A 16739-nucleotide genomic window follows, 5' to 3' on the forward strand; every position below is an offset into this window, starting at 1 on the left:
CGACTCCTTGTAATATAGATATCTTATTTCGCCAAATCTGTATACACTTGATAATCTGTCGCACATTAGCCACACAATATCCAAGTGTATCCTTATAAACAAACGAAAGTCAAAGCACGGGATGCCCCGGCTTTGACCTTCCCACTTCATAAATGTTATTTTATGTGGTGCTAATTATTTATCTTTTTTCTCGTCTTCGTCAACCACTTCGTACTCAGCGTCAACAACGTTATCTTTTTGAGTTGTTGTGCCTTCAGTACCTTCTGCTGCTTGACCTTCTTGTGCAGCTTGCTCGTACAATTTAACAGCAAGAGCTTGAGCCACTTCACTTAGCGCTTCTGTAGCAGATTTGATTGCTTCTACATCGTCGCCTTCCAAAGCCGTTTTCAATGTTTCTTTAGCTGCATTTGCTTTTTCTACTTCAGCTGCATCTGCTTTTTCGCCAAGATCTTTGATTGTTTTTTCAACAGAGTAGATCAATTGGTCACCACTGTTTTTAACTTCAACCAATTCTTTACGTTGACGATCTTCGTCAGCATGAAGCTCAGCATCTTTCATCATACGTTCAACTTCATCATCGCTCAAGCCGCTAGAAGATGTGATTGTGATTTTTTGGCTCTTACCTGTACCTTTATCTGTAGCAGATACATTAACAATACCGTTCGCATCGATATCAAAAGTAACTTCGATTTGTGGTACGCCACGAGGAGCAACAGGAATATCACCCAACATGAAACGACCTAATGTTTTGTTACCTGCTGCCATTTCGCGTTCACCTTGAAGTACATGGATTTCTACGCTTGTTTGGTTATCAGCATATGTGGAATATACTTGTGATTTACTTGTAGGGATCGTTGTATTACGCTCGATCATTTTAGTAAATACGCCACCTGCTGTTTCAATACCAAGAGACAATGGAGTTACGTCAAGCAAGACAACGTCTTTAACATCACCAGTCAAGACACCTGCTTGTACAGCAGCACCCAATGCTACAACTTCATCAGGGTTAACACCTTTATGAGGGTCTTTACCTGTTAATTTTTTGATTGCTTCTTGTACTGCTGGAATACGTGTAGATCCACCAACCAATACAATTTTGTCAATTTCGCTAGCGCTTAGACCGGAGTCTTTGATCGCTTGACGAGTAGGTCCAAGTGTACGCTCAACCAATGGAGCAGCCAATTCTTCGAATTTAGCACGAGTTAAGTTTACTTCTAAATGCTGAGGTACGCCATCTACAACAGTGATAAACGGAAGAGAAATCGTCGTTGTTAATACACCGGACAATTCTTTTTTCGCTTTTTCAGCTGCATCTTTAAGACGTTGTACTGCTGCTTTATCTTTACTCAAGTCCAAGCCTTGATCTTTTTTGAATTCACTTACCAAGTAATCGATAACCACTTGGTCAAAGTCATCACCACCAAGGTGATTGTCACCACTGGTTGCTTTTACTTCAAAGAATCCGTCGCCTAGTTCAAGGATCGATACGTCAAACGTACCACCACCAAGGTCATATACAAGGATCGTTTGATCTTCTGATTTTTCCAAACCGTATGCAAGCGCTGCTGCTGTAGGTTCGTTGACAATACGTAGTACTTCAAGACCTGCAATTTTACCAGCATCTTTTGTTGCTTGACGTTGGCTATCGTTGAAGTAAGCAGGAACAGTGATAACTGCTTGAGTTACCGTTTGACCCAAGTAAGCTTCTGCATCTGATTTTAATTTTTGCAAAATCATAGCTGAAATTTCTTGCGGGCTGTAGCTCTTATCATCAATAGATTCTTTGTGATCTGTACCCATATGACGTTTGATTGAGCTAATTGTACGGTCAGGGTTAGTGATCGATTGACGTTTTGCTGTTTCACCAACAATACGCTCACCGTCTTTTTTGAAACCTACAACAGAAGGAGTTGTACGTGCACCCTCTGGATTTGGGATAACGACAGCTTCGCCGCCTTCCATTACTGCTACACATGAATTTGTTGTACCTAAGTCAATACCAATTACTTTACTCATCGCAAAACTTCCTCCTAGCATCTATTTAATATATTTTTAAAAGTTGTTGTAATCATACATTCAGCAATAATACACCTTAAAGAAAAAGTTGTATTAGCTACTTACTTTAACCATTGCCGGGCGAAGTACTTTATCTTTCAGTACATAACCTTTTTGCAATTCTTCAACAACGATACCTTCTTCATGCTCATCAGACTCGACTTGCATCACAGCCTGGTGAAGTTCAGGGTTGAATGGTTGCCCTACAGCGTCCATTTGTGTCAAGCCTGCTCCTTTAAGCACTTCGTCCAACTGACGGAAGATCATATCAATACCTTTGTTAAATGATTCTAGTTCAGGGCTTTCCGGCTTAGTTGCCATAGCGCGTCCAAAGTTATCAACAACCGGAATCAACTCGGTAATCAATTGCTCGGAAGCATATTTCGCCAAGTTTTCTTTTTCCTTTTGTGTACGACGACGGAAATTATCAAAATCCGCTTGAGCACGTAGAACACGTTGTGTCTGCTCTTCTAGTTGTGCCTGTACACGTTCTAATTCAGCTTTGGATACCATTTCATCAGATCCAGTATCGGCTGTTGTAGAACCTTCTGTTGCTTCAGGAGCAGGTACTTCGCTCTCTACAGCTTCAGTTTCTGTATGATTAACCGGGATTTCTTGCTCCGATTGATTATTTTCTTGAAAGGATTGCTCTTTATTCAAGATTGTTCACCTCCTTAAAATACGTTAATAACAGATTATTATATTTATATTGAAATAGTATCTACTAGCGATACCAATGATTCAAAATTTTAGTCATATCACGAGACAAAACATTTAGAATACCGATTACTTTAGCATACTCCATTCGTGTAGGTCCCAGTATACCAATCGTTCCTAACGATTCGCCGTTCACTTCATAAGTGGCTGTAATCAGACTACAATTTTCAAAAGCCTCATGTCTATTCTCTGTACCTATACGTACTTGAATACCATTTGGTGCCGAAGCTTCGGTAATTATTTTGGATAGTGTTGGAGTTTCTTCGAGTAGATCGAGAATACTTTTCACTTTATCCATATCTTTAAATTCCGGTTGAATCAGCATATTGGTAGCACCACTCAAAAAAATCTTCTGTTCTTGATCCTGATCAAAAGCAGCATTGAGTGTACTCATCACTTCTTCATAATGATTCATATGGCGCTGCATCTCTTCTCCAATTTCTGAAAAGATACGTGATTTTAATTTATACAGAGGAACGCCGATCAATTTGCTATTCAGTAAATTGACTACCTGTTCCAATTCAGAAACAGCGACACCTTCTGGAATACGAATTTTACGGTTTTCTACTTGTCCGGTATTCGTCACTATAATTGCTAGCGCTGTCTGATCATCCAGTGAGATTAACTGAAAATGACGTAATGATGTATTAAACACTTCAGGCCCTAATAGAATCGAAGTATAGTTTGTCATATGCGACAAAACCATAGCAGCATGCTGTATAACCTGCTCTGCGGCTGTTAATTTCTCTGTAAAAAATTGTTTGAGTTCTTTTACATCTGAAGCGCCGATCGGTTGAAAAGGAGTCAGATGATCCACATAATAACGATATCCTTTATGAGAAGGAATACGTCCAGCTGAAGTATGCGGCTGTTCTAGAAAACCTAACTCTTCTAGATCCGCCATTTCATTCCGAATCGTAGCCGGGCTGTATTGCACATCGCCACGTTTGGATATACTGCGGGACCCGACAGGCTCTGCCGAACGAATATAATCATCCACGATCGCATTTAGAATCATCTTTTGACGCTCGGTTAACATGTAGTTCCCTCCTTCTAATCATATCCAGTTTGATCTTGAATTTGATGTAACACTTTTGCTTATCGTTAGCACTCAATCAACATGAGTGCTAACGACTAATACAAAAATACCAAACTGACTCGATTATTGTCAAGTTAGTTTGGCTGTTTTTTAATATATATTTGATTATATGGCTATACTTTTTGATTTATACAGCAATAACTTTCAAAACAGCGATTTCATCACAACAATGTTGTTTGGGGCAGTGAACGCAATCTGTCCATACTTTTTCAGGAAAAATGCTAGTATCGACAACTTCAAATCCATTCTTTTTGAAAAAAGAAACTTCATACGTCAAAGCCATGACTTTAGGAAGCTTTCTAGCAGCAGCATGTTCTAGTAGTGTATCTACTAACTTGGAACCTATGCCCTGCCCTTTATGACCATCTGAAATGCCCAAAGAACGTATCTCAACAAGGTCTTTGCCTAATTGACAAAGTGATCCACAACCGACCAATTCGTTATCAATCTCAGCGACAACAAAATGTTTCAATTGACGTTGCAACGCCTCACGAGAACGCGGAAGCATAATCCCTTGCTCGGCATAACCTGCAATCATTTGATACAGTGGTTCGACATCTTCCAGTACTGCTGCTCTACAAGTCACTACGGCAGGCATTTTGCTTTCCTCCTCATAAGGTGATGCGGATCTATTGAGACTATTTAATCATTTGATCTAATCCGTATACCATTTATGTTTGTATTTTTAATTTGAAATGTTTATTTAAAAATCGCTTTTTATTTAATAGATCATTGGAATTGTAAACTGTCCTCATATACTTCAATATTGAATCTTATAAGTGAATACGTATAAATATACATTAAGATGAATGATATTTCAATAGATTTTTAGAAGAAATTTATATTATTTTTATCGGATAATGACATTGCTTTTGATTATAGTTTTTTTTGATTTACGATAAAAATTTTAGCTTTACATTCATATTCTCTATATTAATGAGCTGATCTATCGGTATTTTCTGTTAATGGTTGTTTATATATAGATCACTTTTATGTTATACACTTTAGATTGCACGATATATTAGTTACCATTTAACCAAATCCACATTAATTATTCATGTAATTGCATAATTTCGGTTTTATTCAGCTGTTTATTATCGATTTTTATGTAAAATACAAACAAAAAACCTGAAGAATTACTCTTCAGGTTTTTACTATATCGTTATATTATTGAGCAGTTTCTGCTTCGTGCACTAGACTGCCTACAAATTCTCCAAAAACATCGTTACCGAATAACAGCCCTTTTTCGCTTAATTTATAACCTCCTGTTGTCGGTTCAATTAAAGCTAACCGTAATAATTTTTCAATTTGTGGACGGAAAATATCATCTAACTGTGCTCCATCAAATTGACGTACAAAGCGTTCTTTGGATACGCCATCTAACAAGCGCAAGCCTACCATCATAAAGTCTTCCATTGCTTCTTCGCGATCTACTTCAAACTGTTCTAATCGCGGTAAGCCTTTCATTGCGGCTTCGTTATAAGGATTTACACCCTTGATATTCATATGACGCTTCCCACCAACATACCCGTGTGCTCCTGCACCAAGCCCATAATAATCTTCATTATGCCAGTAGGTGGTATTATGACGACTGCTATAGCCCGGTTTGGCAAAGTTACTGATCTCGTACTGCTCGTAACCTGCTTTTTTCATGCGTTCCATCAGAAGAAGGTACATATTCAATTCATCATCTTCATCGGGTAACGGAAGTTGATTTTTTTGGAACATCGTATGGAATAGTGTATTTTCTTCAACTTTCAAGCTATAAATCGAATAATGGGGCAAATCTAACTCTAACGCACGATCAATACTGTATGACAGCATATCTAAAGTCTGATTCGGTAAACCAAACATCAAATCGATTGATAAGTTATTTAAACCTACTTTACGTGCATTTTCCAGACTACGATATACGTCATCAATATTATGAATACGCCCAATCCCTGTTAATAGCTCATTTTGAAATGCTTGTACGCCAAAACTTACACGATTGACTCCGCCAGCTTTCATAATCGCCATTTTTTCCAGATCGGTTGTACCCGGATTCGCTTCCATTGTAAATTCGATATTTTCAGACCAATTGGGAAAATGCTTGCGAATACTTTGTAAAAAGTATTCCATTTCGTCGTTTTTGAGAACGGTTGGTGTACCTCCACCAACAAAAATCGTATCAATAACCCCAGGTGGAGTCTGTTGTACTGTATATTCCATCTCACGTTCCAACGCCCGTAAATAATCCATTACTGGCTGATCTTTGAGAACATAAGAATTAAAGTCGCAGTAAAAGCACTTATTCGTGCAAAAAGGAATGTGCATATAGATCGCACGGGGCGCGTCGCTGTTTACATTGCTATTCATGACTCTTTTTCCTCCCCGTTTGTGGATAGTAGTGTTGCTAATGCGTTTCATAGTGGCAAGCGCTAATACTGGCATGTGCTGATAATACCAAGCGCTGATAGAAAGATAATAGAAAGATATTTGCTTTGCAAAAATCATTTTGGATTGAACTTGGTCGCACTTATACTGCTAAGTGCTAGGACAAAAGGGAAAGCCTTGCGGCTCTCCCCGAATGATCCTAGTATTGCAATTATCGTAGTACAAGATTAGAAGAAGTGCTTATGGTGCCAAGCGCTAATCGTAAGATATTTTGCTTTGCAAAAATCATTGTTGGATTGGACTAGAAGAAATCGCGCTTATGGTGCCAAGCGCTTTAATCATCAATTTTCAGTACTGCCATAAATGCTTCTTGAGGCACTTCGACATTACCGACTTGTTTCATCCGTTTTTTACCTTCTTTTTGCTTGTCTAGCAATTTACGTTTACGAGAAATGTCACCACCATAACATTTAGCCAATACGTTTTTACGCATCGCTTTCACTGTTTCGCGGGCAACAACTTTGGTTCCGACAGATGCTTGGATAGGAATCTCAAACATTTGACGCGGAATCAATTCACGTAATTTTTCACAAATGATCCGGCCGCGATGATACGCACGTTCGCGGTGAACGATAAAGGATAGTGCATCGACTTGTTCGCCGTTAAGCAAAATATCCATTTTCGCCAGATTCGATTTGCGGTATCCAGACACTTCATAATCAAATGAAGCATACCCTTTAGTACTAGATTTCAATTGGTCAAAGAAGTCATAAACGATCTCAGACAAAGGCACTTGATACGTAATCGTTACACGAGTGGTATCCAGATATTCCATGTTGATAAATTCGCCACGCTTATTCTGACACAATTCCATAACTGTACCTACATAATCGTTCGGTACGATAATGGATGCTTTGACATAAGGCTCTTCTACATATTCGATCTTGCCCACTTCTGGATAGTTCGAAGGGTTGTCGATCGTCATGACGTCGCCGTTAGTCAATGTTACTTTGTAAATAACACTTGGAGCGGTTGTAATCAAAGGAATATTGAACTCACGCTCAATACGCTCTTGAATAACATCCATATGAAGCAGTCCTAAGAATCCGCAACGGAAACCAAAGCCAAGTGCGCTTGAAGATTCAGGCTCAAAGCTGAGCGAAGCATCATTCAATTGCAATTTCTCTAAAGCTTCACGGAGATCGATATAATCGGAAGATTCGATAGGATACAGTCCGCAATATACCATTGGATTGATTTTGCGATAACCTGGTAAAGGTTCTGGTGTTGGATTCTTAGCATCAGTGACCGTATCACCGACACTGGTATCGCCAACGGTTTTGATCCCCGCTACGATAAATCCTACATCCCCTACATTCAATTCATCGACAATCGCCATCCGTGGCATAAATGCGCCTACTTCAATAACTTCAAATTCTTTACCTGTTGCCATCATTTTAATTTTGGAACCGGATTTGATTTTGCCATCAATAACACGAATATAGACAATAACGCCTTTATACGGATCATAATGAGAATCAAAAATCAATGCTTTAAGCGGCTTATTCGGATCGCCTGTAGGTGCAGGTACTTTTTGTACCACTTGCTCCAAGATTTCCTTAATACCGATTCCTGCTTTGGCAGAAGCCAGTACAGCGTCGCTTGCATCCAGTCCAATAACATCTTCGACTTCTTGCTTCACCCGTTCAGGATCAGCACTTGGAAGATCGATTTTGTTGATGACTGGCAAAATTTCTAGATTGTTATCTAACGCCAAATAAACGTTAGCTAACGTCTGAGCTTCGATACCTTGCGCCGCATCAACGACAAGCAAAGCGCCTTCACAGGCTGCTAGACTACGAGATACTTCATACGTAAAATCGACGTGTCCCGGTGTATCAATCAGATTCAGCAGATATTCCACACCATCATCTGCTTTGTACACAAGACGAACGGCTTGTAATTTGATCGTGATTCCACGTTCACGTTCCAAGTCCATTTGATCGAGTACTTGTGCTTGCATCTCACGCGAAGTGAGCGCGCCTGTATATTCCAAAATACGGTCAGCCAAAGTGGATTTACCGTGGTCTATATGCGCAATGATTGAAAAATTACGAATTTTTTGTTGTCTTACTGACATATCAGTCATGCCTTACCCCCAACACAAGCCTGAAATATACTGCTGATTATTGAAAAAAATCAACAATCCCATTAATCCGTTTATTATAGCAGTTGAGCGATTTTACAGCAATCCCACATCTGAAATATCATTGCTTATAGTCAATAATGGTATTGCATTTGCCTAGGGTACATGATAGAATATTTAAAGTTGTGAAGAATACGTATATGCTCTACAGGAGGTGAATGTAATTGCCTAACATTAAATCCGCGGTGAAACGTGTAAAAACTAGTGAAAAACGTCGTGCGTTGAACGCTTCTCAGAAGTCTGCTCTTCGTACAACAGTTAAAGCTGCTGATACTGCACTTGTGAATACTGATGTAGAAGCTGCAAAAGCTGCTGTAATCGCTGCTTCCAAGAAGCTTGATAAAGCTGCTACTAAAGGTCTTGTCCACAAAAATGCGGCTGCTCGCAAAAAATCCCGTTTGGCTAAAAAACTAAACGCGATTTCTAGCCAAGGCTAAATTTCGTGCAACAGATGATTGAATGTATTCATCATCTGCATATGATAAACCCCTGCTTCGGCCATTCCGAACAGGGGTTTATTTTGTTGCTTTGAAGTTACAAAAAAAGGCTTACCCACAGACAATAGATTGCGGGTAAGCCTTTTTTATTTATTTTGGTATATATTATTTTTATACATTGCTTATGCCACGCATCTCAAGCTCCCAAACGTAACAAAAACATTTCCAACCCCAATACTTTATCAATCGCTCCTGTTTTCATCTGATAATCCAGTCTGGCTAGATGTGCCAAAATCGAGCGTAATTTCTGACTATCGAATTTGCGAGCTTGTTCACCGGCTAACTTCACTACATACGGATGCAGACTTAATTGAGAAGCCATCTGCTGTTGCGAATAATTCTGCCCTGCTAATTCCTTGACTTGCAACATGATTCGGAATTGACGAGCAATCAGAGCGGCAATTTTAATCGGCTCTTCACGTTGTTTTAGTAAATCATAGAAAATAGTCAAAGCTTGCTCTAAGCGAACAGCAGCAATCTGCTCGACTAATGCAAATACATTTTGCTCTGTACTGCGTGCAACAAGGTGATGTACATCTTCGACTGTGATTGTACCGCCTTTGCCTGCGTGTAGACACAGCTTATCCATCTCTGCCGCTAAAATACCCAATCCTGTCCCTGCAGACTGTACAAGTGCCTCTGCGGCGGTTGTAGAACATTCACATTCTAACTTTTTAGCATGACGGATCAACCATTGTAACAATTCATCTGCACTCATCGGTTGGAATGGTAAGATACAAGCTGATGATAATTTGAGAGCTTTGACTATTTTTTTACGCTCATCTAACTTTTCACCCTGTACCCAGAAAATAATAATACTGTACTCAGCAGGATGTTCCATATATTTAAGTAACGAATCGATACGATGTTCGATTTTGGTATCTTTGCCTGCTGTCAGCACAGAAGAATCCTTCACAATCATTAATTTGCGCGGCACCATAAAAGGAATCTCTTCAGCTTCTTCAATTACCGTTTCCAGCGGTGTCTCTGCAAGATCGTACTGAGCTAAAGCAAAGTCTTTATGTTCGGGTTCAATCAGTTGAGCTGTCGCAAAATCAATAAATTCACGAATACGATATTTTTCATTGCCATAGCATACATAAATAGCCGCTGGCTGATTATTTTTAATATCTTTACTTGCTGTTTTTAAGTCCATACTCCGTCCCCCCAAGTTCGTCCTTTTTATTTTAACGGAAAAAGGAGCATACGACAAAGAACTTTCCAAAATACTCGGAAAGTTCTTTGTTTACACTTGTTATCACGTACATCGATATTACTGAAGTCCGGCTGTAGAAAGTTTATACCATTTGGTTTTGCCTTCTTTAGCTACTTGATAATTAAATATTTTGCCGTCTTTGGTCCATTGACCATTTAACCACGTACCATCAATTGTAGCTGTAGCCACAACTGTACGACCATTGATATTGTTTTTGGATAAGCTATCGAGTCGCAACGTATTCGATGTGGTTAACACCACTGCAAATGATGAACTCGGAGATACCCACTCTTGTTCTTGCTGTATCGTATTCGTACTAAATGAACGAACTTTGCTATCATCTTTGGCTTTAGAATCAGCTTCCGGTGCTAGACTATACGTTTTAGGTGTAGCATCATTATTGGATGCATCAGGCGTAGTGCCAGAAGCATTGTCTTTAGATGCTGAACTATCTTTGGATGAACTATCATCTGTACTTGCTTTTGGTGCTACTGGAGATGATGATTCATCGTTATTTGCAGTACTTGGGGTAGTGCTGTCTGTTGATTTGGAACTGTTGGAAGAACTGCTATCTGCTGTTCCTTCATCTGTCCCTGTTGCAGGAGATGATTCGCTCGTACCACTACTATCTGTATCTGGTGCGATTTGTTGCTCTCTCATCAACTGATCTTCATTGTTGCTTGTACCATTGCCTGAACTCGGCGGACTTGATTCTGGTGCAGTCTGGGAACTTGCTGGCGGATTGCCTCCCTTGTTTCCTGAAGAAGGAGTGCTTTCCTGGCTAGTGCCTGTGCCTGTATCAGGAGTCGATTTATCCGGCGTTGTTGGTTGTTGATCTAATGTTCCACTTCCACTGTCAGGTGTTACTTTTTGTGATTCTTCAGACTGTGGTTGTGTGTTCGTTTCAGGTGAAGTTGTTGATTCAGGCGTATTGGTTGCAGGTGCTTGTAAGGTAGCATCTTGTTCAGCTTTCGATTTCGCTGCGCCTGTTTCTTGATCTTTGGTCTGTTGCTCCATACTTATCGCAGACGGTGCTGGTCCTGCATCTGAAAGTGTTTTGGGTTCATAAGTTGCAATCGAAACTCCAAGAATAACACCAGCAGCAACCAGTCCACCAATCGTTCGTACTGGCAAGCGATCTCGCCATGAACTGCGCTGTCTACGACGTTCTGTAAATTCATCTTGTTTCTCATGTTGCGGTTCCATAATGCCAATATCAGAAGCAATCTCAGCACGACGTTCGGCATCGATATCATCTAAAGTAGGTAATATAGAATCGACTAGACTAAATTTGGGTTTGACATCAGGTAATTTCTCAAGCTGTAAAGATAAAGCGCTCATTATTCGAAATGTATCCGCATCATCAGGATTATTATCGATATGGCGGAACAGGATATCAGCATCTTCCTCGCTTAGATCACCGTCCAAATAGCGGTTCATCCATTCTTCCGCTACTTCACGTTTCATCCAGTCACTCCTCCTTTCTCATAATCTGCAAGCAGACTCTGTAATTGTTGACGGGCACGAAACAAATACGATTTCACAGTATTCAATGGCAAATCAAGACAATCTGCTATTTCGTTATAGGATAAATCTTGAATATAACGGAGTACAATAACGGTTCGGTGATGCTCCGGTAATTGATTGATCGCTTCACGTACATCTTCTGATGTATAAGCACGCATAACATCGTGTTCTACATTATCGCGACCTTCAAAAACCATCTCATGCTCATCAATCGAGACCGTCGGCTTGCTACGTCTAAATTTATCAATACATACATTTGTTACGATTCGTTGTACCCATGTTTTGAATTGTGCTTTTTCTTCATAGGAACCGATTTTGGTATAAATACGGATCAAAGCTTCCTGAGCCGCGTCTAGAGCATCTTGTTCATTATTTAAAATGTAATATGCCGTTTTGTAGACATGATGTTCTATCTCTCTTAATAGGGTGATTAGAGCATCCCGGTCTCCCGCTTGGGCGGCCTTGATGAGTCCCTGCTCCACCACGGAGGATCCCCCTCTCCTTACAACTATTCAGACGCAATCTATTGCCTAATAGTTGCAGTTATTTTCAAATTAATTTTAATGTTTTGATTCATTTGAATAATTAGTGGTCTACGCGCTTTATCTTGCATTGCTGGAAGATGTGAACTCTGTTGTTATAAAGACTTACCCTATGTAGGATTCATCCGAATCGAATGCAAAGATGTAAACGGTTCAAGACTGTATTTAGAATAACAGAAACACTTGTATTCGTCATCCCGACAGCGGAGATGAATACAAATACAAGTGTATACATTAGCTTATCTACAATACAAGTATTATGGTAAAGGATACATGACCCGCTGTAACATTTCTCCATCTGGATGTACTTGAATCTGTATTTCTCCTTGAAGATCGGTTCGAGCGACTTCTGAATCTACCTGTTCTATTCGCTCTAATACTTCTTCTGTAGGATGACCATATGTATTGGTAGCTCCTACAGAAATAACAGATAGAGCAGGTTGCCAGTACTGTAGCCACTCACTGGAAGAAGACGTTTTGCTACCATGATGACCAATTTTGAGTACATCAATAGGAAAAGTAGACTCCGCTAATGATGCTGTAAAAACGGAATTATTTTTAAAAGTAGAAGATTGTTGAAGCTGATATAAAATCCCTTGTTCTTCTGCTTGATCTGCATCTCCTGTAAACAAAAAATGACGTTGATTCATCGTAAGTAAAAAAACGACAGAATAATGATTTTGATTTTCTTCGCGTGGTAATCCTTTGGTATAGGTAGATGTTGCATTCCTTTGATTCGGCGTTTCCGGAGCTAAAAAGGTTAACGTTGTCTGATCATCTATCTGTAATTCACTACCCGGTATAGGTGCAATCAAAGGAATCTGTTGATCCAGTATAGTCTTCATTAAAGGATTGAGACTGTCTCCATCCGGCAACGTACCATTAAAAATAAAATGATGTACAGGAATCTGTTCGATAACAGCTAGCAATCCTCCTGCATGATCATGATCCCCATGAGTTAAAAGTACAGCATCTAAATAATGTATCCCTCGCTTTTTCAATAATGGCACAAGTAACTTGTTGCCGATCTCGTATGGATTTTTTCGTTTTCTCCATTCTTGTCCAGGACGTTCAAATGTCATCGTTCCGCCACCATCTACTAATATATGTTTTCCTTGTGGCGTAGTAATCAAAATGCTATCTCCTTGTCCGACATCTAAATACTGGACTGTTCCTGCTCCTGAAGTGATAGGTTGAGTATATCCATACGCAATTAAACCCATCATGACTAAGCCACTTGCACAACAAGCTATATACCTACGCTTCATCCATGGAGATATATAAGCAATAGCATGCCAGCTAGATTGTATTTTATGGATAAGCGAGAAAAAAGATTGCGTATGATGACTACTATAATTATTAAAATGATTTGTGACAAAAAGACGTTGATCTAACGGCTGAGTGTAAGCCTCTTGCTGATTAGTGGTATCCCCATTTATCAAAGAATGATGCACAGATTGTTCGCGAAATTGCCACTGCATTATATGTTGTAGACAACGCAAACCTGTATATAGCATTACATAATATAACAAAATCCATAAGATAGATGGTGAATACCAGATTGTTAAGATTCCGGGTACGATATCGATCCAATCTACCAGATGAAATGTCCATGTATTAATCCAGGAGATCACATTTCCCACGCTATTCGCTACTGGCAACCACAGATAACTAAGCGCAAGTACAAGCGACCCAACAGGCAATACAATCAAACTTACAATTGGAACAAGAATAAAATTAGCAACCGATGATAAAATCGAAAACTGATTAAAATAATAAATCGTTAAAGGAAACGAAATTATCTGAGCTACCCATGTTACTGCTAACGCTCCTGCCCATTTGGGTGGTAACTTCTGAAGTAACGGTTGAACTAACGGCACAAAAATAACCAATCCAGCAGTGACGATAAAAGATAATTGAAAACTAACATTCAGTAAATAATAAGGTTCATATAACAACATTCCTATACAAGCAGCACATAATATATGTAATCCATCTTTGAGTATTCCCCGACTAAGCGCATATAGACCGATCATTCCCATTATTCCTGCACGAACCGCTGAAGGAGAAGCACCTGTTAATAACACATAAATAGGCAGTAACACTATGACAATTAAGCAAGCCCGTTCTTTGGTAATCTTCATCTGACGTAATAACCACAACAAAATCGCTGTATAAATCGCTACATGTAGACCGGATATAGCAAGAATATGAGTTAATCCTTGTCTGGAAAAAGAAGCAAATGTCTCGGGATCAAGGTCACCGGAATCGCCTATCAATAACCCTTTCATATATCCACGATCATGATCATCAAATAGCATATCAATTCGCGCTCCCAAATTAGCTCGAACTTGATCGTTATAACGTAATAATTCCCATTTCCACATCGTTATTTGAGATAAAGGTACAGTTGTTTGTTCTAGCGATGTTGCTCCTTTGGCGCTAATAATCCAGTGTACATATTGAGTACGTAGATAATGACGATAATCAAATGTATTAAAATTACGAGCTTCTCCAGGAACTTTCCATATCCCTTGAATCTTTATATGGTCTCCACGTTGCCATAAAGCTGCTGTCTGTAATTCTGCTTCAGTTGCTAATTTCAGTTGAATTCTTACCTTTTCTGGTGTAGTAAGTGACTGATCTTCTTGTAATTGATATATATTCATAAAAAAAGTAACCAGATCTCCATCGACTTTGATCGGACTGGCAATTATACCTTTACCTTGCACCGGCTGATCGATCATCTGCGACTCTTGAAGTTGAAGTGTAGCTGGAATATCACTACTATTACGTACTTCATTCCAGTGCCAGTAGATTGATGCAATCAATATTACAGAGCCAAGTATAAGTATAGAACGTTGAATCTGCGGAAATATCAGATACGCTGAAAATAAAATCAAACTTAGTCCGCTCAATACCCACCAGATATATTCGCTTGCCAGACAAGCGATCATGCTTCCTCCAACCCATATCACGCATAAAGCAACCAGTGGACGTGTTTGCAATACTTCTCTCTCCGTTCTTATTTGTTTTTCGAAAAAAAATCAATCGTTCTGTATTATTATGATGTGATTCAACAGGCATTCTATTTTTGAAAATGGCTATTATATGCTCTATATCCATCTTGCCCTCTACGCAAAAAAAGAACCATTACCTTACTAAGCCACATCCATCTTCTACAGATGTTGTGTACTTACAAGATAATGGTTCTTCCATATATCGTTCCCTACTTTGCGATGAGGGCAGATGAATCGTATGAGATTAGCTGATTACTGTGGTGTCAGGTGGTGGATTGTAATGATCCAACTGACGGAAAATAATACCTTTTTGCTGCATCATAGCTGTAACTTTGCGCGTATCTTTAGGATAAGGACGATAATACACGATCTCAACAATACCACTATTGGCTAACATATTTGCACATGTCCAACAAGGCTCATCAGTAACATATACGACCGAACCTTCGCGGTCAGCCCGATCGGTAAAAAGGAGCAAATTCTGTTCAGCATGAATCGTACGGATACAACGTTGCTTTTTGACCATTGTTTCCACACCATCTACTTTGACCAGTTCGACTTCTTCTGAGATCATACAACCATCTTCAGAACAATCCGGTACACCCATCGGTGCTCCATTATAAGCGGTACCGAGTAACTTTTTCCCTTGTACCAGTACTGAACCAACATGGCGACGTGGACATCTTGAACGTGTCGAGACCATATGAGCAATATCCATAAAATACGTATCCCAATCTTTACGTACCACTCTTACTCCCCCTTACATCCCCTAAAGCTGTACATAAGGCAACATCTTGGCTAACATTTTGCTACCGATTCCTTTTACATTATCCAGTTCATTCACACTGCGAAAAGCGCCATGCGTATTGCGATAATCAATAATCGCTTGTGCTTTCTTTTCTCCAATACCCGGCAATTCAGTTAGTTCAGACAGACTCGCATGGTTAATACTAATCTTGCCATCCTGTGTGCGGGCTGATGGTGCTGGATTTGTAGCAACAGTCTCGGTATTCGATGATATTGAACTTGTAGACTCTGATGTTGCGATCGGAGTCTTGATCGATGGTTGCTGACTTGTAGAAGCCGTTTCAGTAACAGTCGTACCTTTGGCTTTGGATACCTCGACTACCTTCTCTTTGGAAGAATCTGTTGCCGATGACGCTTCACCTTTGGAGCGATCTGTCTGATCTGTTGTTGCTTTGGATGTAGATTCAGCCAAAGTTGAACTTGGTGTTGTCGTTACTACCTGATCTTCTACAAGTGAAGCTTGTGCTTGTTCATGTAAAGCTGTCCATTTGGTTTCTTGCTCGCTGGATTGTAAAGTTCCAAACACAATCAATCCTGCTCCAAGCACCGCGGAGACTACCGCTGTCCACATGATATCCCGTCTCATAATGACACCTCTGCCGTCGGGATTCCAGTACATTACCGGAATCCCGGTAATAGACTCCCATCGCATAGGAGGTTAAACGATGTTACTTTTT

The 16739-nt window shown here is 39.7% G+C and carries 13 protein-coding genes; 1 reads left to right on the forward strand and 12 read right to left on the reverse strand.

Annotated features, from left to right (window positions below; genetic code table 11):
* Nucleotides 1-174 precede the first annotated feature (174 nt).
* The 6 genes from dnaK to lepA all read right to left on the reverse strand — a co-directional run bounded on the left by dnaK (nucleotide 175) and on the right by lepA (nucleotide 8396).
* Entirely contained in the window at nucleotides 175-2016 is a 1842-nt protein-coding gene (gene dnaK / locus QE450_RS12750) for a molecular chaperone DnaK (RefSeq protein ID WP_307299602.1), read from the reverse strand.
* 93 nt (nucleotides 2017-2109) lie between these two features.
* Nucleotides 2110-2715 carry a nucleotide exchange factor GrpE gene (gene grpE, locus QE450_RS12755; protein ID WP_273613130.1) on the reverse strand — a complete coding sequence of 202 codons (606 nt, stop codon included), beginning with the start codon at nucleotides 2713-2715 and terminating at the stop codon, nucleotides 2110-2112.
* A 64-nt stretch (nucleotides 2716-2779) separates the two neighbouring features.
* Entirely contained in the window at nucleotides 2780-3811 is a 1032-nt protein-coding gene (hrcA, locus tag QE450_RS12760; protein ID WP_204823218.1) for a heat-inducible transcriptional repressor HrcA, read from the reverse strand.
* Between the two features lie 187 nt (nucleotides 3812-3998).
* The gene (locus QE450_RS12765) at nucleotides 3999-4469 is read right to left on the reverse strand and encodes an N-acetyltransferase (protein WP_204823217.1); all 471 of its coding nucleotides are present in this window, start codon (nucleotides 4467-4469) and stop codon (nucleotides 3999-4001) included.
* Nucleotides 4470-5038: 569 nt separating this feature from the next.
* A complete protein-coding gene (gene hemW / locus QE450_RS12770) occupies nucleotides 5039-6229 on the reverse strand; it encodes a radical SAM family heme chaperone HemW (protein WP_307299604.1) in 1191 nt (396 codons plus the stop codon).
* Nucleotides 6230-6581: 352 nt separating this feature from the next.
* Complete coding sequence (lepA, locus tag QE450_RS12775; RefSeq protein ID WP_273613132.1) at nucleotides 6582-8396, reverse strand: translation elongation factor 4; 1815 nt, start codon at nucleotides 8394-8396, stop codon at nucleotides 6582-6584.
* A 221-nt stretch (nucleotides 8397-8617) separates the two neighbouring features.
* Between lepA and rpsT the strand changes: the two genes are divergently transcribed.
* Entirely contained in the window at nucleotides 8618-8890 is a 273-nt protein-coding gene (gene rpsT, locus QE450_RS12780) for a 30S ribosomal protein S20 (RefSeq protein ID WP_204823214.1), read from the forward strand.
* A 196-nt stretch (nucleotides 8891-9086) separates the two neighbouring features.
* Here rpsT and holA read toward each other — a convergent pair whose 3' ends face one another.
* The 6 genes from holA to QE450_RS12810 all read right to left on the reverse strand — a co-directional run bounded on the left by holA (nucleotide 9087) and on the right by QE450_RS12810 (nucleotide 16681).
* The gene (gene holA, locus QE450_RS12785; protein ID WP_307299605.1) at nucleotides 9087-10106 is read right to left on the reverse strand and encodes a DNA polymerase III subunit delta; all 1020 of its coding nucleotides are present in this window, start codon (nucleotides 10104-10106) and stop codon (nucleotides 9087-9089) included.
* 117 nt (nucleotides 10107-10223) lie between these two features.
* Nucleotides 10224-11633 carry a hypothetical protein gene (locus tag QE450_RS12790; protein WP_307299606.1) on the reverse strand — a complete coding sequence of 470 codons (1410 nt, stop codon included), beginning with the start codon at nucleotides 11631-11633 and terminating at the stop codon, nucleotides 10224-10226.
* Entirely contained in the window at nucleotides 11630-12178 is a 549-nt protein-coding gene (locus QE450_RS12795; RefSeq protein WP_204823211.1) for an RNA polymerase sigma factor, read from the reverse strand. Before QE450_RS12795 ends, QE450_RS12790 begins: the two co-directional genes overlap by 4 nt.
* A 314-nt stretch (nucleotides 12179-12492) precedes the next feature.
* Nucleotides 12493-15243 carry a DNA internalization-related competence protein ComEC/Rec2 gene (locus QE450_RS12800; protein ID WP_307299607.1) on the reverse strand — a complete coding sequence of 917 codons (2751 nt, stop codon included), beginning with the start codon at nucleotides 15241-15243 and terminating at the stop codon, nucleotides 12493-12495.
* Nucleotides 15244-15499: 256 nt separating this feature from the next.
* Nucleotides 15500-16003: a deoxycytidylate deaminase gene (locus tag QE450_RS12805; RefSeq protein WP_273613136.1), complete on the reverse strand. Its 504-nt coding sequence runs from the start codon at nucleotides 16001-16003 to the stop codon at nucleotides 15500-15502.
* A 21-nt stretch (nucleotides 16004-16024) separates the two neighbouring features.
* Nucleotides 16025-16681, reverse strand: coding sequence for a ComEA family DNA-binding protein (locus QE450_RS12810; RefSeq protein WP_307299608.1), 657 nt, complete (start codon nucleotides 16679-16681; stop codon nucleotides 16025-16027).
* Nucleotides 16682-16739 lie beyond the last annotated feature (58 nt).

It is taken from the genome of Paenibacillus sp. SORGH_AS_0306 (assembly GCF_030819345.1).
Taxonomy (GTDB): domain Bacteria; phylum Bacillota; class Bacilli; order Paenibacillales; family Paenibacillaceae; genus Saccharibacillus; species Saccharibacillus kyungheensis.

Bases quoted from the DNA above. Each gene is read 5' to 3' on its own strand.
- hrcA (WP_204823218.1), bottom strand. From the start codon at position 3,811: ATGTTAACCGAGCGTCAAAAGATGATTCTAAATGCGATCGTGGATGAT.
- holA (WP_307299605.1), bottom strand. From the start codon at position 10,106: ATGGACTTAAAAACAGCAAGTAAAGATATTAAAAATAATCAGCCAGCG.
- QE450_RS12810 (WP_307299608.1), bottom strand. From the start codon at position 16,681: ATGTACTGGAATCCCGACGGCAGAGGTGTCATTATGAGACGGGATATC.
- QE450_RS12790 (WP_307299606.1), bottom strand. From the start codon at position 11,633: ATGAAACGTGAAGTAGCGGAAGAATGGATGAACCGCTATTTGGACGGT.
- dnaK (WP_307299602.1), bottom strand. From the start codon at position 2,016: ATGAGTAAAGTAATTGGTATTGACTTAGGTACAACAAATTCATGTGTA.
- hemW (WP_307299604.1), bottom strand. From the start codon at position 6,229: ATGAATAGCAATGTAAACAGCGACGCGCCCCGTGCGATCTATATGCAC.
- QE450_RS12765 (WP_204823217.1), bottom strand. From the start codon at position 4,469: ATGCCTGCCGTAGTGACTTGTAGAGCAGCAGTACTGGAAGATGTCGAA.
- lepA (WP_273613132.1), bottom strand. From the start codon at position 8,396: ATGACTGATATGTCAGTAAGACAACAAAAAATTCGTAATTTTTCAATC.